The following is a 21,792-nucleotide window of genomic DNA, read 5'->3' as shown; positions in this document are numbered from 1 at the left end:
AAGAAGATATACACTCCAGAACGGAGCGTATATCTTCTTTTTCAATTAGGAAAGTATACGAGGGAAGCGCTTATTGATCCAATACTCATTTTAATGGTTTATATACGACACCTAGCTGATCCATTTCATCACCAGCCCTACCATAAAAACCCGCAATATACCAGCCATTCGGAGCTTGGATAACCATCTGCTCTGTAGTTGCTTGCCCGCCTGTCACTGTGTTCCCCAGATTTGTGATAAGCTGCAAATAAAAAATCCGTTGTCCTCCGTTACGGCTACCTTCTCCAATGACAGCTTTAGTCAAATATTCATTTGATTCCAAACTTATCGTCTTCGCCGTGGCTGATCCGCCATGTGTAAGCGTTGTTCCATCTCCATATGTTGTTGATATACCATTTACTCTGCTTCCACTTTGAATGGTAACCGACTTAATGCCTGCGTCTGGAATCTGTTCTAAATCATTAAATCCCTTTCCACCAGATCCACCTATGCTAGAGCTGATTTGTACGCTTGGAGAAGTGGTATAGGTAAATTCAGCAGTAATCGGATAATGATCAGACAACTGCTCTCCAGTATCCGTTAAAAAGTAGGTGTCTTCAATTCGAAAGGATTCTGCATTTAATTGAAGTGCGCTGCTTCCGCGGTACAATATTTTGTCTACTATCTCAAAGCCAGGACCGTTCACATCAGACTCATCCATCAGTGCTTCCCCGTCTGGCGGAATTTGACCGCCTCGCACGATATCCACCCACGGATCTCTCAGCCCGTTATGTGTCATCAAAATTTCGATATTATCTGCTGTACGGGTGTACCTTGTATTGGTATCGCCAAATACAATCACTGCATTTCCTTCCGAATGCTGCTCAATATAATTTGATAGCTGCTTAATATTGCTGCGACGTGCCGCAAGGGACTGTTCATCTGAGCCAGCATCGGCGTGCAAATTATACACGTCAATTTTGACGCCGGGTTCGATTTCATATGTCATGAAAGTGAATCCCTTAGGTGTCAGTTCATCATTTCCGCTGTCAAAAAGCCCATGCCGATCATTCCAAGTAATACGCTGTAAATCCCGATAAGGATATATAGATAAACTGTTAAGCCCGCTCCCGAAGCCCGCAATGCCGCTGCTTGGGGTGAGGTATGAATGGTTTACCTTTGAGATCAACTCTGCATGATAATTGAAATCTTCCTGCACGTTAATGATGTCATAAGCATTCAGCTTTGGTGAGATTTGCACTGTGTATTCCTCGGGATTGGAACTTGAGAAAATATCGGGCAGACCTCCTACATTGTAACTGAGCACATTAAAGGAACCGGACTTTCCTATTTCGCTTGCCGCTGCGGCTCGTTGTGAACCAAGAGGAATGGCCAAGATTAATACTAGTGCTAGCAGAAAGTTACGCAGTAGTCTGGATTTATAATTCATTTTATCCTCCTCATAGTAAAAGGTTGAACCTGAATACTTTACTTAAGTGTTAGCTTCACTACATGTTAGCTGTTAGTAAATAGTTTTGAAGTTATCATTCCATCCTTCTTTCTTCATTGACTGATTTCTCTTATTTCACACCATCCTTCTCCAGTTAAAGTATGAATCGATCTCAATCTAGCATTTCAGCATAGCAACCATCAATATGATAATTTCCACTTTCTATAAAAATGGGATAGTCTTCAGCCTTTTAGAGCAATGATTTTACAATCATTTAATCAAAATCGCGATTGAATCGGTCGAATCTCGTCTGGGGTATAGGGTATGCTCGAGAATGAGAGGAGGGTGAACTATGAAAAAGTGGAATTCCGTCTTAGCTAATTTGGCTATTTCTCATGTGGCTGCTGTTTTTGTTGTTGTTATGTTATTAAGCTCTGTCTTCTATATTATTCTCACGAAAAATTACAAAGAGGAGCTGCTTAGTAAAAATCAGATTAGGATGAAAAACACTGTCCAAACGATTGAAACTGCTGTTCTTAAGAGAGTTCAGCAGATTCATCTTGATATCTCACTTGATAAGAGCGTAAACCTTCATTTATTTACTGAATCTTCTTATGATAGTCATCATAGCGAAGTAATCGAAATTAAGGAGTTAATTCAATCCAAAGTGACAAATAACTCTGATCTTGTACATGCAATACACCTCTACTATCCTAATCAGCGGATCATGTTATCTTCCAGCCAGGGGCTCCGTTTTGATGCTGATAAAGGGAGTAAATTTGTGTATTTTGAAGAATGGGTTAATGGCATGCGGACAAGCAACAAGAACAGTTTATGGACTAAGGCCAGACTAGTACCTCAGGACATCTACTCCAATCTGCATGATACTTATGCCGGTGAAATAGTTACATATGTACACAGCTCTCCTGTTCAGTCCTCCGATCAGCTAAGTGAACTCTTGATTGCTATAGATGTAAAAGAGAGTGCTATCAGCTCCATAGTTAAGGACATTTTACCTGCAGATTATCAAAACACCCTTATTTTAAATTCATCAGGTGCTACGATAAGTGATACAGCGAAGGGGAGTATCGGTGTTCTTCGGGATCATGACACCGGCATACAAAAGGTGCTAATGTCAAAAAGCGAATCAGGAGGTTTTCTAGAAACCATTCATCATACCGATTACATCGCTTCGTACCATACATTTAAGACTACCGGCTGGAAGATCTACAGTGCAGTGCCTGTAAGCACCTTTTATGAATTGTCTAATTCCAATCTGAAGCTCATAATCGGGATTAGTTTATTTGCTACCCTAATAGGATTCGTTCTATCAGTAATTCTGGCTTTTGTCAGCTATCATCCGATCAAACGAACCGTTATGAAGATCAAGCATTTAACAGATCATCCGCCTGATCTTTTGGTGACAAATGAAATTCGCCTAATTGATTATGCCTTTGATGAGCTGACTAATAAGGTCAGCAGCTTGGAAGATACGATACTTACGAACAGTCCAGTAATTAAGCATAATATAGTGTTGAATATGTTAAGGAATTCTTATTCCTCTGAAGAGTTGGCAGAAATAATCTCAATACTCTCTATTCCTACTACTCTATGCGCACATTACTGCTGCCTGCTCGTAAGTATAGATGAAGCTGTCACTGCAAAAAGTTCACTTCTTTTCTGTCATTTAATGAATACGCTTAATATAGAGGCATTTCAGGAGCCTTTACATAAGTATCACGTAATATCAGCGGAGCTCACAAATAACAAAATAGCGATTATTGTATGTACGGATATACAAAACAACCAAATACTAGATAGAATATCTAGTAGAATTATTTCAGGAAGAGAAGATCAGCGGAATCAAAATCGGAAGGTATCTTGGGGAAGCTGGGTTACCGAATTAACAGATATCCACATTAGTTACAACGAAGCAGAAGTATTGATGAAATATGGATATTTTTTGCCGAGGCAATCCATTTTGAAGGACCGTAAAATTTTGGATAGGCAAAATAGTCATGATGAAGTTTCGCAGTCTCTTTTCAGTCAATTTAGAGATAAGCTGCAAGCTCGTCAGGCACCCCTTGCAGTAGACTCTGTTGATTGGTTGATACAAGTTTTGCAGGAAGGAAATTATTCGGCACATTATTGCCATTTTGCACTGGCAAATATTGTGTTCATTTACTGTGATTATCTTAAGTGTACCCGGTATAAATCTTTTACTGATGAAAAAACCGATTTATATCAGCAGTATCTTCAGATAAAGAATGTAGAGGAATTTCGAGATTGGCTCGCGGACTCTATTGCCGTGTTTATGAACGAAATGGAAAAAAGGTCCAGTGAAAGAGCCGTTGCTAGTATAGAATTGGCCAAGCAGTATATAGAAGTTCATCTGTCTGAAGATTTGTCGCTTGATATTGTAGCTGCAAAAGTATTTATTAGTCCAAAGTATATGAGTAGACTTTTTAAGGAAGAGCTTGGAGTTACCTTTACGGAGTATGTCACCAGCAAGCGGCTAGAAAAGGCAAAAACAATGATCGAGAGGAACAATATGACGATCGAGCAAATCGCAAGCACTGTAGGCTATGGAACTTCAGCTTATTTCATAAAAAAATTTAAGGAGACGTATGGGTGTACACCAGGCTATTACATGCGTAGCATGGCTGAACATAACAGTGAAACCAAACTAGCTTAAAAATGATTTTTTCAATGACTTACCTCAGCTCAACCAATTTTTAATCGGTATAATTGATCTGAGGTGTTTATTTATGTTCAAAACGGCTCAATCGCCGTTCTCAGACCATCCATATATATTTGAACCAAAGATTGACGGTCACCGCTTGATTTATCCGAACCAGGCAGGAAAGATATAAACTATATACAAGGCACCGTACTAAATGCCTAAGACTGATTCAGAACTTCTAGAGATCCCATTTAACAATTCAAGGATGGACAAGATTCCATATGTACAAGGAGCAGGTGAATCCTTATTCAAACAGATGGAGCTTACTCAGATGGAGGGAATGGTTACGAAGCGACTGGATAGTACCTATGGAGGAAGACGCTCTGTTGACTGGCTAAAATTCATTAACTGGACTTACGTGGATGTCGTCATTAAGGGATATCGAAAAAGGGGGGGGCTGGACAGCTGGAGTAAAGCAGCCAGGCAGTGAAGTTAAACCTGCAGGAACGATAAAACTCGTCCCTAAAGCATAACAAGAGTTATACAAGGTCAGCAGCAAGCTTAAAACTGGAGAAACAAATGATTGAGTTTACCTAGAACCTATTATAGGAGCTCAGGTAAAGATACGAAACTAGTCTAGAGCTAAGAAGCTTTGAGATCCCGTGTTTGTAAAATTTAATAATGTAATGCAAAAAGTTGCCCTATGATTGGCGACTTTTTTTGGTTTATGGAAAAACTTTTAGATCTATTGACACCAACATCATGATAAATACTAAAACAGATGAATACGTTATTCTCAAGGCTAGCAACGAATCTGCTAAATCAGTGATTAATTCTGACTAACATCCGAAGATATGCGTCAGAAAAAGTTGAGTGATCACTAAGTATAGCTATTATAGTATGGAACAAAGCATGAACAATTGTTTACTTGAAAGAGGCAGTAATTCATATCGAGTACTATATTACCCACACCTTTTAAGCAGTATGATTTCACAAAACAATGGAGTTCATTTTACATAGACTGAGATTAACTTTGTTTTCTTTTGCTACAGCGTACAGAAATGCTATAAAGCGGAATTTGTTCTATAGATGCCCCCAAGTCAAAGTGCTAAATTAACGACATATCAGACAACTGAAATTGAGATTTCTCTTCATTTGCTGGTGTAGTTAGAACATTCACTAGGGGAGCGTGTTGTTACAGGTTATGAGAAAACAATCAAAAAGAACTCTAGCATTTCTTCTAATGCTATCTATGGCAAGTTCGTCGGTTGCAGGTCAAAGCTTCGCATCAAATGAGAAAGTTCAATTTTCCGATATTCAGGGACACTCGGCAGAAAGCAAGATTCAAGCTTGGATTGATCTAGGAATCGCTCGAGGATATTCGGATCATACCTTCAAACCGAACAACTCGATAAGTAGAGCTGAGTTCATGAGTTTGGTGAATGCTGCTTTTGGATATTCAGAACAAGCAAAAGTAAACTTTACAGACGTTTCTATGAATGCCTGGTACTACAAGGACGTAGCAGCTGCTGTTGCTGCTGGATATATGAATGGTTTTACAGATGAAACAATCAAGCCGCAAAAATCTATAACCCGTGAAGAAGCAGCACGGATAATCTCTAGTATTTTAAACCTTACAGAGGATAAGGCATCTGCAGATGCCTTTAGCGATTCATCGTCTATAACGGCAGAAAGCAAAGGATCTGTTGGTGCAGTAGTAACAGCAAAAATTATTTCCGGCTATACAGATGGAAGTTTTAAACCTCTTCATTCCATTACGCGGGCAGAGGCAGTCGATGTACTGGTAAATGCGCTAGAAATGAATACTAAGGCAGGCCCTAAACCATCTAAACCTGTAGGAACCACAAATAAACTGAACGTTGCACCGCCCAAGACCTCTTTATCTCCAGTTCATCATGGTGAAAATGCGGCAGATAACACTTTGAAAAGCATTGCCATGACGAATCCATTTATTCAGATTTTGGATGGTTTTGACCAAGTATGGTCTATGAACCAACCGGAATGGAGAAATGGAACGGCACTAACTAAGAAGGGAGTAAGCGGAAAAACCGTAAAGTATGAAGACGGGCCTTCCTTATATTTTGACGGATTTAAGAACGATGCAATCGCTTTAGTTAAAAATAAGAAAACATATGCAAATGAAGAAATTAGAAATAAAGCAACCTGGGTTGCGAACATAAAATATGTAGAAGATGTTACGAAAAATCGTACTAAAGAAGAAGCACTCGCAGCCTACTACGATGACCAAAGAGATAAGGTTTATAGTATGATGGATGGTTTTGGGCCTCTGGCTAACACTTATGTAGATATAATTAAACCGATGACTAGTGTGGAAAGAGATATCCATGAAATGGATGTCGTGTTAACAGAAATGACTGTAGAAGACGAAAGTCAGGGAATTGGAAGTGACTGGGCCAATACCGAACTTGCTGATATGATCGCTTCATTTGATTCAGTTCGTTTTAAAACTCCTGCCTCATCAAACCCTGCGAAATACTTCTTCTCTTCTCCAAGACCGTGGAGAATGAATTCAAATGGAGAGGTTAAAGAAATCGTGGATCGCAATGGGTTACCCGTTTTGGAAACACTTGGTCAAGGAGAAGAAAAAACGGAGCCTTTAGCTTCAGGTGGAAAGAAAGAAACTGGGGAGAAACATTTTCAAAAGTATGAAACAAACGTTAAGGTTATACCTGCACTTAGCTATGTAAGAAGAGTGGCTGAGGATGGAAGAGGTAAAGATGGAGGTTTCCCAAGCGGCCATACGAGTGCATCATACTTATCTGTTTTCCCATTTGCACATGCTACACCTGAGCGATACTCCGAATTTTTAACGAGAGCTGCTCAAATGGGCGAAAACCGAATTGTCGCCGGGATGCACTCACCTCTAGATGTGATTGGTGCAAGAATACAAGCTACAGCTATGGCAGCATATGCTTTCAATAAAAAAGAGAATCAAGAATTGTTAGAAAAAGCGTATGAGAATGCAGAGAACGTATTTGGGGCAGCCGCTGCGGCAAATAATATGAGTCTGTATGAGTATGCTCATACGGTAACCGAGGATTATAACTTTGACAGTGCATATGATGAAACAAGATGGGAAAATCATGAAGCAAATAAAGCTTTCTATAGAGAAAAACTCACTTACGGTTTACCGCAAACAGGAATAAAAGGTTTAGCTCCTGTTGTACCGGAAGGTGCAGAAGCTCTATTGAAAACTCGTCAACCATATTTATCGGATGAGCAGCGTAGAGAAGTGTTATATACTACATCAATTGACTCTGGTTATCCTATACTAGACGAGTCAAATGGTTGGGGACGATTGGATTTAGTGACAGCAGCTGATGGGTACGGTTCATTATTAGAAAACGTAACAGTAGACATGGATGCTTCGAGAGGCCGATTTAATGCACATGATTGGTGGAGAAACGATATTTCAGGCAGCGGTATGCTTACGAAAAAGGGAACAGGGACTCTTACATTGACGGGAAAGAACACATACACGGGCGGAACAATTCAACAAGAAGGTATACTGGAAGCTACATCTGCATCGTCTTTTGGTACAGGTGACTTATACCTAGAGAATGGTACGATTGTAGTTAATGTAGATGGAGCGGCACTGAATTTAAGTAGGAACTTTACAATGGATAACGGAACTCTAGAAATAGTAATGGACTCTAATAAGAGTCAACTTAATGTCAGCAAAATGTTGTATCTTGATGGTGGTAATCTGCATCTGGACTTCTCAAACTATAAGATTAATGGTTCCAAAGATATTACTATAATCAGCGCTGGTACAGTTAAGGGGAAGTTTGATCATGTATCTGCTGATGGTTATGATGTGACTGTTACTTATGAAGAGGATCGCATCATCGCACATATTAGTGGAGCTAAATAAGAAAAGTTTTTGTGCTTCTCCTGTGTATATAACTGATTTGATTTGCCTTCTTGTACAATTAAGTATAAGAAGGCTTTTTAACTTGTTAAAAAACACATTACCAAAGCCTTTTAAAAAACACCCAAATTGTTAAAATCATAAAATATTAACCTCGTAAATAATTTATATCATTATGAAAATCTCTGTGTAAAATCGCCATGATTACTTAACACATATAATTAGTTTTAAAGCAGGGTGGAACTACTCTTTATACAATTTACATTGAATATTTGTCAGAAAATAAGTGGCTTTACAATATAAGAGGTGCCTACAGATGTTGTATGCTTGTTAATTGGAAATTAATATACCATTTTAATATTTTTGGTAAATAAATATGGAGTAGATAGCTATTTTTACTTCAGTTAACATAATATTGATGTCCTGTACACTGTGAGAAGCGAGTGCCACATCCGTGTTACGATTTTAAAAAGAGTTTTGTTGAGACTACAGAGCTAACTATAAAATAAGGTTGGGGGACTGATGAATGAGTCAGTACTTGATTTCGATCATGCAATGAGTCGTCATTTTTGGAGCGAACTTGAAGAATTGATTGGCTTTTTCGGTGATTCGTTTGCCATTATTGCTGTTTTAGACCCTCATCCGGTAGATTACTATTATAATGAGTTTTCTCAATATAATTGGTGCGTTTTACAAAAGGGAACTACGGCTGATGAATACTGGAGTATTCTTGAACAAGGGCCTGAGGAGAGCCCTGCTGATTCTATTTTAATTAATTCTGAGGTCATAGTATGGATATCTTCGAAGATGAAGTGGGCTATATGGGGAGAACGGAGTTATGGTATTTGTGTTCTGGGTTTAAATGATGGTGACATTAGTGGCTACGAAAGTGAATCGTGGTTTACCATGGATCAAGCAATTTCCGAACTATTGCCGCTTAACTTTAGAAATTGTACCGTCCCCGAAGAAATTACCTCGATGTTGTTGAAGTGCTACAGATCCAATAAGCACAGTAAACCCGAAAGTGAAATTATTGCAGACTCTATGGAATTAACGTCTAGGAGGACTAAGTGCAGCAACTTATCTCGCAAATCAAGGGTAAGCTGTGTTTATATTGAACTTCTGAGGGAGCAGCGGATAGGTTTAGAGTTCGAGAAAGAGCTGGGGAACCTGCACATTATGTAAATCCCATTTATAGATGTAATGGCACATGTCAATCAATTTATTCAAGTAGGATTTACTGATCCTCACTCTCTAGGAATATACGGGAATTAGCTATGGTGGAGGACTTTCCATATGGATAGTTTCGCAGACCAATCGTTTTAAAGGTGCTGCTTTTTGAGTGCATCCTCGTCACACCCCACGAAGGAAGAGGGCTTCGTGAATGGAGGAGAATCCCCGAGGGTGGAAAAGAAAAGTATTAGAAGCGGCAGCGAACGTGCTTTTGACAGCACATTCGCTTTTTCACTATTCTTGGTCAATCGTTTTTCCCAGCACTGTTGGAAGAAATGGTCATTTAGTTCCTTCATGTTTAATAGTTGTCATCGACTTGAATGAGGATTACCGTCGAAAGTGCTTTTGCATGGAGTACGTCCAATCTAGCTGTGCCTTGGTGATTCTCACTTATATCCTCCTCGAATAAAAAGAGCTGTAATAACCCCAGGGAGGTGTGTTCTTGTGGCGAGAAACTTCGCAACTGCATCCCCATACGTCTGGATCATTCATGACTGGTATGCTCTTTCCTTAACACTCGCGTAGAAGATGCACGTTGCAAGGGGCATGACCCAATTGGTAGTGAGTCTTAGAATAACTAGGCAGACATCAAGAACCACATCCCCGGTAAAACAATTAATAAGCTCAATTCACCTATCACCTGGCTGCAACGATTGCCGTGTCAAGGGAAGATGAGTTGCACGGGAATGACGGCGTTCTTAGGAGAATAAATATCTTCCAATTGTTCACCTAACAGCTTTACAGCTATTCGTGCCATTTCTTGTTCATCCTGCTGGACATAAGCTACGCCTGAAAGATGTGGATTATCGAAAGAGAGCAATTCGATATTTGAGTGATCGTTCAGACGACTGATAGCGGCCGATGTAAGACGTGCGGTTTCTTCAGTCAAAGAGAAGGCTGCCGTAATTCCACTATGGTTCTGCAAGAAGTCGCTTACATAATCCAATGCTTGCTCGCCGCGTAGGATGTCGAGAGGGATATGACACCACAGACTTTTATCAATCGAGATGCCTTGGTCTGTGTAAGCCTGCTCAAAGCCGAGCGTGCGATCCTCGACGGCTGTATTGGCATTTTCAGGTGAGATAAGCGCAATCTTCTGATGACTCTTGGATAGTAAATAGGAGACCGCCTTGTAGGCACCGCCGCAATTGTCAGATGTAATGGTGTACGTCTCAATGTTTCGCAGATAGCGGTCAATGAACACGCACGGGAATTTATCAAGCGACAGACGCAGTAATGATTCGTTGTACTTCTCATCTTCTGTTGGAAAAACGATTAGCCCCTTCACACCCAGATCCGTTAGTGTACGAATGACGTTTGATTCGATAGCGGAGGACTCGCGCGTGATGCTTAGTATCATGCTGAGGCCAGCTTCTTGCAGGAATTGTTCCGTGTAATCAACGAGCTTCTGAATAACACGCGTTCTCATCGTCGGAATGATGAAGCCGATGAGCGGCATGGAGAACGCGCTGTGTGAGGATGGCAGAGATTTGAAGCCAGAAACAACAAGACTAGAGGATACGAATGAGCCTTTGCCTTGTACGCGTATAATTAGACCTTCGTCAGCTAGTAGGGCTAGGGCGTTCTTGACGGTTATTTTACTTACCCTGAATTCGTCCATTAGTTCCTGCTCAGAAGGAATACGGTCCGTTGGCCGAAGCTGTCCTGATTTAATTTTCTGTATAATATCTTCTCGAATTTGTTTGTAGAGCGCCAGCTTTTTCAAAAAGTTAATCTCCCCATAAACTTTTATGATTTTATAATCAATTGGTTATATAAAGCATATTTCATTTATATTATAATACGGCATGTAAAGCGCTTACAATCCAATATTTGAGAGTTTTTTTACAAAGGGGTCTTTTCTTTAAACGGTTAGAAATATGTTAAGGAGGGTGGTGCCAAGGTAGATTAAACCCGCTTAAATTAACAGAACTAACTTTAAAATGTATAACCATAAAAAGAGAGGATGACGAATAAATGAAAAAACGCAGTACTTTAATCGCCGTCGTTACAGTCCTTATTATGTCACTTGTTATTACAGCATGTGGTAATCCTTCTGATTTAAAAAAGGAAACACAGCAGTTAGGCACTAATGCTGGTGAGAATGCTACAGAATTGTCATTCTGGACATTCGTGGATTTGCACGGTAAGCATTTGGATAAAATGCTAGGGTTATGGAATCAACAAAACCCGGAGAAACAGATTAAGTTGAATGTAACGGTTATGCCTTACGATGATATGCATAACAAGCTTTTATTGGCTGTTACAAGTGGAAAAGGTGCTCCTGATATCGCTGATATCGAGCTCGGTCAATTCCCTAAATTTTTGGAAGGTGACAACGTTCTACTGGAATCTTTGAATGATGTATTTGCACCATACAAAGACGTTGTCGTTCCTTCACGTGTTCAGATTTACAGCAAAGACGACCAGGTTTATGGCTTTGATTATCACGTAGGCGCTACGCTTGCTTTCTATAACACTGAAATTCTTGAACAAGCAGGTGTTGACTACAAGACAATCAAAACTTGGGAAGATTATAAACAAGCAGGTATCAAGGTTTATGAGAAGACTGGTAAGTATTTAGGAACTGCTGATACATCAGCTACATGGCAACAATCGCTGCTGCTTGCTCAGCAAAACTCTGATTTCACAGATGAAAATGGCAATCCAAACGTTAACTCGCCTGAAATGATTAAAGCGCTTGAGATGTTAGTCGATCTGCAGAAAAACAATGTTATTCATACGATCCCTGGTGGACAGCCGGATACAGAAGAAGCTAAAGGTGAATACAACAAAGGCAACTACGCTAGTGCTTTGATGCCTGAATGGTACATGTCCCGCTTTGTAAACGAAATGAAAGATCTAAAAGGTAAGTATGCAATTGCTCCATTGCCTGTATTTAAAGAAGGTGACCCACGTTCCGTTGGCTTGGGTGGCACTGGTACAGTTGTTACTAAGAACGGAAAAAACGTTCAGTTAGCAAAAGAATTTGTTGCTTTTGCTAAGCTTTCAAAAGAAGCTACTACTGAAATCTGGAACACGCTTGGATTCGACCCAATTAATATGGATGTATGGAAGGATGAGTCTGTAACTAAAAACCCTGATAACGAGTACGTCCAATACTTCAAAACAAATGCATTTGATACTTTGAATGAAATCAAGGACGAAATTAGAGCGATCAAGTCCGTTAAAGCTTCGCCGACGATCAGCAATATCTTCAATACGGTTACTTTGAATGCTATCTTTGAAGATGGCCAAGACGTGAAGGAAGCCCTGGATGAAGCACAAGCAGCAATCGAACAAGAATTGAAATAAATATGATAAGTAAATGATTTGATTAAACCTGTCGGCAGGTATAGTGGTCGGCAGGTTTAACCATAGTCAAGGGAGATTGAGAATATGATAAAGAAATTTGTATACTCTCAAAAAGTTGCACCTTATGTTTTTGTATTGCTATTTATACTCATATTTTTAATATTCTGGTTATATCCGCTTGTAAATTCATTCGTAATGAGCTTTCAAGATAGGATGTTGGGACAGGATCCAAAATGGGTTGGTGAAGCGAATTATTCGAAATTATTGACAGATAAAGTGTTTTTGACGGCTATTAGAAATAGCGTTGTGTACATGTTAGGAACCTTAGTGCTGTTAATTCCTTTTCCAATGTTATTCGCCGTTATGATAAACAGTAAGTTAATGATGGGAAGAGAGTTTTTTAAATCTTCGTTCTTTCTTCCTGCATTGACATCTGTCGCAGTTGCGGGCACCATTTTCCGCCTTACATTCGGTGAAATGGAAGGTTCATTAATGAACAGTTTCCTAGGTCTATTTGGTGTAGAGCCTATTAAATTCTTGAAAGACGGAGAATGGAGTATGGCAGCACTGTTAATCCTCGCATGTTGGAGATGGACAGGCGTTAATATGCTTTACTATCTATCCGGTTTGAAAAGCATTGACAATGAATATTATGAGGCTGCTTCAATTGACGGAGCATCTGCTTGGCAGAAGTTTAGAACGATCACAATGCCCTTATTGAAGCCAACCACGGTATATGTTACGACAATTAGTATTTATGCAGGTTTAGCAATGTTTACCGAGAGCCTGATGATGTTTAACGGTAACAATTCACCCAAAAATATTGGCTTAACGATTGTCGGATTTCTATATAGACAAGGAATTGAGAAGAATAAGCTGGGTTACGCAGCTGCAGTTGGTATCATTCTTTTAGTTATTGCTATGGTTATCAATTTAACACAGTTGAAATTTAGTGGAATGTTCAAAAAGGAGGAGGATTAAAATGGGCAAGAGTGAGACGAGGAGTAATATGATTTCCAGATTAGTAATTATTTGTTTTTTCATTATACTATTCATTATAATTATGATCCCATTCTATGCAGTGGCCCTATCTTCCTTTAAACCAGGTGAATCATTAGTTAGATACGGTCTTAACCTAAGTTTGGATTTTAAAATCATGAGTTTTGACAATTTCATCTATCTGTTTACTGGAGAACATGATTATTTTGTATGGTTTTGGAACAGTATGATTTTAACAATCGTTCAAGTGGTTTTAACACTTTTTGTAAGCGCATTTGTTGCATATGGTTTTGCAGCATATCATTTTAAAGGTAAGAATTTCCTCTTTATATGTGTTTTGCTCATTATGATGGTGCCTTTCGAAATACTGCTGGTTCCTTTGTACAGTCTAATTAATGATTTAAAAATGGTGAATAGCTATTCAGCGATCATTCTGCCGGGTATAGCCAATGCCGCGACAATATTTTTCTTTAGGCAATATCTAAGAAGCATACCCAAAGAGATTATTCAATCTGGGCGGATTGATGGCGCAAACGAATATGCGATTTATTTCAGACTAATTATGCCGATTATGAAGCCCTCATTTGCGGCAATGGCCATTCTGAATGGTATGAATAGCTGGAATAACCTTTTGTGGCCATTCATGGTTTTGGGAGATCAGAGTAAATATACACTTCCTATCGGTTTGAAAACGTTGTTAACTCCTTATGGCAATAACTATGACCTATTGATCGTGGGCTCCTTCTTCTCCATCATTCCGATTTTCATACTGTTTATTGCTTTCCAGAAATATTTCATAGACGGTATGACTGCAGGTGCTGTTAAAGGGTAGTATATATTTTTATGAAACAGGTGAGATAAGATGGAATTCCACAAAGAGTGTTACACGACAATGAGCAATCCGTGAACGCTGACTGGGCCACAAACGGTGATCTCGATGCCGGAAGTTGACTATAGAAATCGGTTAAAACAGATCTTTTTCCGAAATGAATTATTCCACTAAAGATATCCCAAAAGAAAAAGCCGATTGTCTGAACACTGTTCAGCACAGTCGGCTGCTTTTTCCAAGAAAGAGCAAGTGGAACTTATAATTTCATTTTCGAAATACATATATAAGGAGTATGAACTTCGAAGAGATCGTAAGGAGGATCGTATTGTATCTCTTTGATATATAGATTGGAAATACAAAATTTTGCGGTAAGTGTCAATGAAGGTAGAAGTAACAAACAGAGACTAGGGTAACCACGTTTGCTAAGTACCTTTTTCCTAGCTCTTCTCCACAAATTGCTTAGGATAAGTTAAACCTGCCTGAGGCAACAGGGTATCCCTATCCATAACAGCTTAGACGTCAGCTTAAGCATAAAACGCCCGCGTGAATATCAAAATCTACAACACTTAAAGCGTAAGTATTTTAATGTGAGAGACTTAATGGTCCTCACAATTTATAAATTAGGTAACTTCCATCATAAAATCAAATTATATAAGATCTTCTCAGAAAATTAACGGCGTTCAAATAGCTGGTAATGACATGAGCACGTGATATGGGAATGGTACTTGGAATGGATGGTATTCTGTATAATAATCTAGCTGATATTAAAAAATGCGGCAATAGCAGAAATGTCTGCTACGCCGCATTCTATATTTTTATGAATCTTTTTGTTCTTCTTTTACTTCTTGTTCTTCATAAAACGTTACTCGATTTCTTCCAGATTGCTTTGATCGGTATAAACACTCATCCGCTATCCGAATAATATTACCGATGTTTGGATCATGTAGAGGATAGAATGCCACGCCAATACTGCAGCCAATGGAAACATGATTAAAATCTACGATAAAAGGCTTGTTCATTAAAGTGATGATTTCTTCAGCGAGATCAAGAGACTCTTGATAGGAATCTGCTTGTGGTGATCGAAGAATGAGCAGAAACTCATCTCCTCCCAATCGAACGGTAATGTTGCCGGGTTTCGTAACCGTAAGAAGTCTTTGTGCAACTTTCTGCAAAAGCAAATCTCCTACTTGATGGCCTAGTGTGTCATTCACTTTCTTGAAGCCATCCAAGTCGATATACATAAACGAAAGTGTCTCGAAGGGAATATCGAGATGTTCAATCGTTTCTTCCAGATAACGTTCAAGCGCGATCCGATTTGGAAGTCCGGTTAATTGATCTTGTTCGGCGAGAAGTTTCATATCTCCGAGTGCCGATTCAGAACGACTTAACGATTCAACTAAACTTCGCAGCGAAGTAGAGAGACTGTGTATCTCAGCAAACCTCTTGTATTCAGGAATAGTAACATTATTACCCGAACGAAGCTGATTTGCTGCAGATGTTATTCCGCGAATAGGTCTTGAAATCGTCTCCGCAAGAAACCAACCGATCGTGGCAAATATAATGGATGCTATTATTCCAATAAGAATAAAACTGTTCATCATTTGGCTCATCGAAGAGAATGCGACATCCGTAGGTTGCCTAACCAGTACAGTCCAGCCGAGGCCTTCATAATTCAGATATCCATCTCCATAGGCATAACCCGTAAGATAGCTTTTTCCATTTGGCCATTCTTCTACTTCCCAATCGTTCTCCCCTTTTTGACTTTTTGCAACGCTGCTAATATTAAGTTTCTCGCCCACCATATTCTTCGGACCAAGAAGTACCGTGCTGTCTGCTTTACTGATAATAAATAATTCTAAGTCCTTTATATGGTCCTTCTGAGGTTCAAGAATCGTTCGCCGAACTTCCTTTGACCATTCCCAGCTTAAGTGAGCAGCAAGTACACCAATTGTAGTTCCGGATTTACTTTGAACGGGTATACTGATATCTACAAACTGTAAGGGTTCTCCCGTGGGATTTGGAAGGAGTTTCGAGAGTAATACAGCTTCATGTACATCTCCGATAAACTTTCCTTTGACTCCTTCTTTAAAAACGGGGCGCTCAGCTATGTTGGTTCCTACTAATATTCCGTCTGTTGCAGCAAGCACTTCACCTTGATCGTCCATAAATCCAACCCAGGAGAAAGAGGGAAAGCTCGTCTTTAATTGATTAAGTAACTTTTGGGTCTTATCAACATCTTGAGTTTGTTCCATTTCGATCATAGATGCTAAAATCTCTACTTCTCCTGCACGGGACCACATGAAGCTATCGAGTTTGTCCGACATTTGATAAGCGATACTCGAAAGGGATTGACCGATCTCATTTTGTAATCTCACTGCTGAGCGATTGCTTAAGAGTGACCCGAAGATGGTAGTTAATAGAATGATAAAGGATGTGAAGGTAAGAATAAGAATCGTACGTAATTTAATCATTGATAAAATATAACATGAATAGGAAAACTAATCCAGATAAATTGTCGTAATATATCGTTTTTTGTCTTATTTATAGTGAAAATTATAAATAGTGAGGTTCGTTTACTATAGAGTTATGTAGTGTTTATTCTTACATAAAAGTGACTATCTTTCTTGTATATTTATCTAATAAAAAGTTAGCGAATTACCTATAAAAATGCTTATATTGAGATGAAGGTTGTGGTATATTTAATTTCGTACAATTTATTTCTATTCGTCATCACTTTTGTACTGCGCCGATTTTATTTCTTGTATTAGTAATCCCTAGTAAGAGTATGGAGGAATTGAACTTGATAAGTAATAACAGTGCGAAGGATGAAGTAACGTATAAATCGATGATTACTGCGATGGAAAAGAATTTAGCAATTATTCGATTTGATCTTGAACGTCGTGTCACGTATGTGAATGAAGGATTTGCAAGAAGTATGGGATATACGATAGAAGAAATGTACGGGATGTTACATAAAGACTTATGTTTTTCTGATTTTGTGACTAGTCCAGAGTACGAACAGTTCTGGAGTAATATTCTAAGTGGAGAAAGCTATCAGGATAAGATTGAACGAAAAGATGCGCAAGGGAATTCTATATGGCTTGAAGCTACTTATATGCCTATTTTTGATGAAATGGGTGAGAAGATCCTTGCTGTATCTAAGGTAGCTACCAACATTACGAATCGCCAAGAGAATATTACAGCCGTTGTTGATGAACTCAAGGAAATGTCTACGGTCTTAAACAGACGTGCTGAAATGGGGATTGAACGCAGCCAAGAATTACTAGAAAGCATTTCTTCCATTGCTAATGAATCTGCAAATAATACGCAAACGCTTACAGGGTTACATCAAGAAGCAAAGTCCATACAAAGCGTGGTAAAAACGATTCGCGAAATTGCTTCACAGACACAACTGCTTGCACTCAATGCTGCGATTGAAGCTGCTCATGCAGGTGAATATGGCAGAGGGTTTGATGTTGTGGCCAAAGAAGTGAAGAAACTGTCTTCAATGGTAGAGAATTCGATTGTTGAGATACGAGACAGTGTACAGGGCATAACGAAAGAGATTTCAAATATATCTCAAGGGACAATGGAAATTAAGAATTATATTGAGCGAAGTCAACAGCAGATTGAGATTGCCATGAAGGATTTTACTGTTGTCCTCTCCTCAGCACAAGAGCTGGATTCCAAGGCAAGACAAGTGATAAGTATTGTATAAATGTAGGTGAAGGGCATGAGAAATTACTCATGCTCTTTTTAGTATGGGAATTTCAGTTCAAGAGATTGAAGTTGAACGAATACCTCGTTATAATTTATGGATATAAATGGAAGGGGGAAGACACGATGCCAGTAACTTTGTAATGAGTTATCTAATAAGGATTATCACCATTACAAGGATGCAGAGCAAAGTGTTGGTTTTATCACATAATGCAGTGAATCCTTGAGGGAGTTATCTGTATTATTGGATATGGCTTTTCTGGCCATCAGCTTTGTACTCCTGCTATTATGAGGAGGTTCACATGAAGCGTGTAATCAGTACCAGTGATGAGATTTTAACGATAGATTGCAAAGATATTATGCTGAGAGAGTATGTGGAAGAGGACTTAGATGCTCTTCACGATCTTACTTGGCAACCACATTTTCATGAGTTTCTAGTAGATTGGAATGTGTCTAAGGAGCAGAGAGAAGAATGGTTTCATAAATACGAAATCCCGGAGAATAAACAATTCTTACAAGCTGTATCTATAGATGGGGATATCGGAGACATTCGTTTACGTCTGGGAATCATCTCGAGAGCGACAGGTAAGTTCATTGGAGTCTGCGGTACAGGGGTGCTAGACAAAATTACTCCACCCAAGAGAGAAATTTACTACGGGATTTCAAACGAATATAGAAATAACGGGTATACTACGCAAGCAGTGAAGGGACTCATTCATTACTTATTCAGTAATACGAATACTGAGCAACTCATTGCTATTGCACAGATATGCAATCTTCCATCTAATCGGGTGATAAATAAATCCGGATTTGTATATGAACGTGATATAGAGATTGAAGAAAAGAAGTTTCACTATTACACAATGAATAAAGAATAAGAGAAAGACGAAAAGGTTAAGGGTTGCCATTTAGGCAGCCCTTTCCTTTGTTAGAGGGGATAAATAGATTAAAGGAGCTGTTAGAGTGGAATTATCTTAAATGAATCTAATCAAATGGCTCTCCTTTATGTATCGGCAAAGAACTATCATAAACTACCCGGGGGTGGGGTGAGGCTAATGATACATGGCCAGAAGCTAAGGTTATGTAAATGCATTTATATCAAAATTTTAAATCTTAATTTTAAAATATAAGAGAGACTTGATTTTATGATTCTCTTAATGTTATACTTCTCTGTGCTAAAAATCACTGTTTGCGAGATTTATTGTGAAAGATTACTAACATATAAGTAAGCTTGTTCCCAGAAAGCTCGTGACAGATTATTTTACATACAGGAGGAACATATAATCATGGAACGCGTACTAGGTAAAGTAGCTATTATCACAGGTGGAGCTTCAGGAATTGGTCTTGCAACAGCACAAACTCTTGCTAAAGAAGGAGCTAAAGTTGTTATTGCAGACTTCAATCTAAAAGGTGCAGAAGCAGCAGCTCAAGAAATCGTGAATCAAGGCGGCGAAGCAATCGGAGTATTCTTGGATGCTTCTAAACTTGAATCTATCAAAGAAACAGTAGATAAAACCGTTGAAACATACGGAACAATCAACATTCTGTTTAATAACGTTGGTTTGACGAACTTGAAAAAAGATCTGGATGTAGTGAATTTAGATCTTGAAGAGTGGGATCACCTAGTCAACGTTAACCTGAGAAGTGTACTTGCTGGATGTAAATATGCGATTCCTCATATGGTTAAAGCTGGCGGGGGTGCAATTATTAATACTGCTTCAATGGCTGGATTCGCTTCTGATATTATTCGTACAGCATATGGTACAACGAAAGCAGCTGTCGTACATTTGACTAAATATGTTGCTACACAATACGGTAAACAAAATATTCGTTGTAATGGTGTTGCACCAGGTCTTATTCTTACACCAGCAGCTAAAAATAACTTGTCTCCTGAACTATTAGATACATTTATGAAATATAATGCTCTTCCTTATCACGGAGAGCCAGAAGACATCGCTAATACGGTTCTTTTCCTTGCTTCAGACGAATCTAAGTTCATTACAGGGCAAACGATTCAAGTAGAAGGCGGACATTACCTTGCTAATCCAACCGTTCCGGACTTCGTTGCAATGAGTAAAAATCAATAATATATGTACTTTATTTATATTTGATAAAGAGCACTCTTTCACTTCGATATGGGAGAGTGATTCACTCTATATATCTAACAAGAAAGCAAAAAACCAGCCATTTTTAGTGGGCTGGTTTTTTTTACATCTGTCTTAAAGGAACCAAGTTCCATCAAGTTCTTTCCTGTGCTGAGTACAGGATTTGATTCCTTTGGTTATAAAACTTTTTATAAGTGAGCTTGAAACTGTTAATAGTCAATTAACTCTTTCCGGATTAACTAATGATCAATTGTATGCTGGTCTTCGGTTCTTCCTTTTGTTCATGAAGAGAATAAACCCAACGAGAATAATACCGAATGCAGTCAAAGCTGCTGCAGAGATGTAGGCTGTTGTAAACGATCCTGTTGTTTCTTTAAAATAAGCAGCGATCCGCGGTCCAACAAACGCTCCACCTGAGTAGCCTAAGAAGACGATAGCATAGTTCATTCCAAAATGATTGGACCCAAATGTTTGTTTTGTTAACGGTGGGAAAACTACCAATAAGCCACCAAAAGAGAAGCCTAGGATGATGATACAGAATATGAAAAATGCATAACTCGCTGCAACTGTCATCAGAACTAATGCTGTAATTGTCAGCACTAAATTGAATAAAAGAGCAATATATGAGCCGAATTTATCATAAATCACACCGAAGCTAAGACGACCTGCGAAGTTGGATAATGTACTGATGCTCACTACAACTGCTGCTGCAGTTGCTGTTAATCCAATCTGGTCCTGTGCTATTAATGAAGCTGAGCTTACCAACATAGTGCCTGCGGTACTTGCGAATACAAGAGTAAAGAACAAGAGATAGAACAGAGGCGATTTAAGCATCTGCTGCCAATTTAAATCGATCTCTGCTGTATTCTCTTTTCCCTCTGACTGTACAGGAGGAACCCATCCTTTTGGAATGAAGTGATTCGGAGCTGTATTTAAAAGCCATCCTACCGCAAATATACATACAGTAAATACTACGCCAAGAATTCGATAAGCATTTAGTACACCAAAATTCTCGATAATCCTTGCCGTTACGGGAGACATAATAAATGGACCAATAGCAGCACTTGAGAGAAGTAATCCAGAAATTTTCCCGCCCTTATCTGGGAACCACCTCATGGCAGTAACGAGTGCTGAATTGTACATGAGCCCTGCACCGGAGCCTGCTATCAAACTAAACGTAACGTACAGCATTGGGATTGTTGAAACATACCCCGTTAAGAACCAGCCCAACCCAAATAGAAAACCACCAATATACATTAGTAATTTTGCACCATATTTATCTGTTATTCTCCCAGCAAATATCGCCGTGATGGCAAATATAAGTGTGTATAGAGAATAAGCAAGGCTATAATCCGAAATGGACCACCCATGTAAAGTTGTCATAGGCTCAGAAAACACACTGAAGATAGCAATAGAAGCCACTAAGAATATAATCACATATGCAGACATGAACACAAACCAACGATTTGTAGTTTTTGTTTGATTGGTCAAGGTAGATTACCCCCATGTTGTTTTTGCATTAAAAAAAGTCCCATTACATACTGACCACACGATCTTTACCAAAAATGA

The 21,792-nt window shown here is 39.0% G+C and carries 14 protein-coding genes; 10 read left to right on the top strand and 4 right to left on the bottom strand.

From position 1 onward, the window contains the following. Positions 1 to 85: 85 nt before the first annotated feature. Positions 86 to 1,429, bottom strand: coding sequence for a jacalin-like lectin (locus tag GQY27_RS13900; protein ID WP_201450729.1), 1,344 nt, complete (start codon positions 1,427 to 1,429; stop codon positions 86 to 88). 352 nt (positions 1,430 to 1,781) lie between these two features. Between GQY27_RS13900 and GQY27_RS13895 the strand changes: the two genes are divergently transcribed. The 4 genes from GQY27_RS13895 (at position 1,782) to GQY27_RS13880 (ending at position 9,210) form a co-directional block, all read left to right on the top strand. Beyond that, entirely contained in the window at positions 1,782 to 4,124 is a 2,343-nt protein-coding gene (locus GQY27_RS13895) for an AraC family transcriptional regulator (RefSeq protein ID WP_160035379.1), read from the top strand. Between the two features lie 202 nt (positions 4,125 to 4,326). Continuing rightward, positions 4,327 to 4,602 carry an ATP-dependent DNA ligase gene (locus tag GQY27_RS13890; protein WP_160035377.1) on the top strand — a complete coding sequence of 92 codons (276 nt, stop codon included), beginning with the start codon at positions 4,327 to 4,329 and terminating at the stop codon, positions 4,600 to 4,602. 753 nt (positions 4,603 to 5,355) lie between these two features. Then, positions 5,356 to 8,028: an S-layer homology domain-containing protein gene (locus tag GQY27_RS13885; protein WP_236570599.1), complete on the top strand. Its 2,673-nt coding sequence runs from the start codon at positions 5,356 to 5,358 to the stop codon at positions 8,026 to 8,028. Positions 8,029 to 8,547: 519 nt separating this feature from the next. Next, entirely contained in the window at positions 8,548 to 9,210 is a 663-nt protein-coding gene (locus GQY27_RS13880) for a hypothetical protein (protein WP_160035375.1), read from the top strand. Positions 9,211 to 9,919: 709 nt separating this feature from the next. On the opposite strand, the gene GQY27_RS13875 is transcribed toward GQY27_RS13880, so the two are convergent. Further along, positions 9,920 to 10,984: a GntR family transcriptional regulator gene (locus tag GQY27_RS13875; RefSeq protein WP_160035373.1), complete on the bottom strand. Its 1,065-nt coding sequence runs from the start codon at positions 10,982 to 10,984 to the stop codon at positions 9,920 to 9,922. Positions 10,985 to 11,235: 251 nt separating this feature from the next. Between GQY27_RS13875 and GQY27_RS13870 the strand changes: the two genes are divergently transcribed. The 3 genes from GQY27_RS13870 to GQY27_RS13860 all read left to right on the top strand — a co-directional run bounded on the left by GQY27_RS13870 (position 11,236) and on the right by GQY27_RS13860 (position 14,404). Beyond that, positions 11,236 to 12,573: an ABC transporter substrate-binding protein gene (locus GQY27_RS13870; protein WP_160035371.1), complete on the top strand. Its 1,338-nt coding sequence runs from the start codon at positions 11,236 to 11,238 to the stop codon at positions 12,571 to 12,573. Positions 12,574 to 12,657: 84 nt separating this feature from the next. Then, positions 12,658 to 13,554, top strand: a complete 897-nt coding sequence (locus tag GQY27_RS13865) for a carbohydrate ABC transporter permease (protein ID WP_160035369.1) — start codon at positions 12,658 to 12,660, stop codon at positions 13,552 to 13,554. Positions 13,555 to 13,582: 28 nt separating this feature from the next. Continuing rightward, positions 13,583 to 14,404, top strand: coding sequence for a carbohydrate ABC transporter permease (locus GQY27_RS13860; protein WP_407083008.1), 822 nt, complete (start codon positions 13,583 to 13,585; stop codon positions 14,402 to 14,404). Positions 14,405 to 15,216: 812 nt separating this feature from the next. Here GQY27_RS13860 and GQY27_RS13855 read toward each other — a convergent pair. After that, positions 15,217 to 16,872: a diguanylate cyclase domain-containing protein gene (locus GQY27_RS13855; protein WP_160035365.1), complete on the bottom strand. Its 1,656-nt coding sequence runs from the start codon at positions 16,870 to 16,872 to the stop codon at positions 15,217 to 15,219. A 374-nt stretch (positions 16,873 to 17,246) separates the two neighbouring features. On the opposite strand from GQY27_RS13855, the gene GQY27_RS13850 reads away from it, so the two are divergent. From GQY27_RS13850 to GQY27_RS13840, 3 genes are all read left to right on the top strand, one after another. Further along, positions 17,247 to 18,119, top strand: coding sequence for a methyl-accepting chemotaxis protein (locus tag GQY27_RS13850; protein WP_236570604.1), 873 nt, complete (start codon positions 17,247 to 17,249; stop codon positions 18,117 to 18,119). 301 nt (positions 18,120 to 18,420) lie between these two features. Next, positions 18,421 to 18,996 (top strand): GNAT family N-acetyltransferase, encoded by a 576-nt coding sequence (locus GQY27_RS13845; protein WP_160035361.1) that lies wholly within the window; start codon positions 18,421 to 18,423, stop codon positions 18,994 to 18,996. A 408-nt stretch (positions 18,997 to 19,404) separates the two neighbouring features. Further along, complete coding sequence (locus tag GQY27_RS13840; protein ID WP_160035359.1) at positions 19,405 to 20,205, top strand: SDR family NAD(P)-dependent oxidoreductase; 801 nt, start codon at positions 19,405 to 19,407, stop codon at positions 20,203 to 20,205. Positions 20,206 to 20,469: 264 nt separating this feature from the next. Here the strand turns inward: GQY27_RS13840 and GQY27_RS13835 are convergent, their stop codons facing one another. Further along, positions 20,470 to 21,714 (bottom strand): L-lactate MFS transporter, encoded by a 1,245-nt coding sequence (locus GQY27_RS13835; protein WP_160035357.1) that lies wholly within the window; start codon positions 21,712 to 21,714, stop codon positions 20,470 to 20,472. Between the last annotated feature and the right edge of the window lie 78 nt (positions 21,715 to 21,792).

The sequence above is a fragment of the Paenibacillus sp. An7 genome (assembly GCF_009870785.1).
Taxonomy (GTDB): Bacteria; Bacillota; Bacilli; order Paenibacillales; family Paenibacillaceae; genus Paenibacillus.
The sequence above is the reverse complement of the archived record's forward strand: the minus strand, read 5'-3'. Positions and strand labels throughout refer to the sequence as shown.

Coding starts and splice junctions, on each gene's coding strand:
- GQY27_RS13900 (WP_201450729.1), bottom strand. CDS start 1,429: ATGAATTATAAATCCAGACTACTGCGTAACTTTCTGCTAGCACTAGTA.
- GQY27_RS13895 (WP_160035379.1), top strand. CDS start 1,782: ATGAAAAAGTGGAATTCCGTCTTAGCTAATTTGGCTATTTCTCATGTG.
- GQY27_RS13890 (WP_160035377.1), top strand. CDS start 4,327: ATGCCTAAGACTGATTCAGAACTTCTAGAGATCCCATTTAACAATTCA.
- GQY27_RS13885 (WP_236570599.1), top strand. CDS start 5,356: ATGCTATCTATGGCAAGTTCGTCGGTTGCAGGTCAAAGCTTCGCATCA.
- GQY27_RS13880 (WP_160035375.1), top strand. CDS start 8,548: ATGAATGAGTCAGTACTTGATTTCGATCATGCAATGAGTCGTCATTTT.
- GQY27_RS13870 (WP_160035371.1), top strand. CDS start 11,236: ATGAAAAAACGCAGTACTTTAATCGCCGTCGTTACAGTCCTTATTATG.
- GQY27_RS13865 (WP_160035369.1), top strand. CDS start 12,658: ATGATAAAGAAATTTGTATACTCTCAAAAAGTTGCACCTTATGTTTTT.
- GQY27_RS13860 (WP_407083008.1), top strand. CDS start 13,583: ATGATTTCCAGATTAGTAATTATTTGTTTTTTCATTATACTATTCATT.
- GQY27_RS13855 (WP_160035365.1), bottom strand. CDS start 16,872: ATGATTAAATTACGTACGATTCTTATTCTTACCTTCACATCCTTTATC.
- GQY27_RS13850 (WP_236570604.1), top strand. CDS start 17,247: ATGATTACTGCGATGGAAAAGAATTTAGCAATTATTCGATTTGATCTT.
- GQY27_RS13845 (WP_160035361.1), top strand. CDS start 18,421: ATGAAGCGTGTAATCAGTACCAGTGATGAGATTTTAACGATAGATTGC.
- GQY27_RS13840 (WP_160035359.1), top strand. CDS start 19,405: ATGGAACGCGTACTAGGTAAAGTAGCTATTATCACAGGTGGAGCTTCA.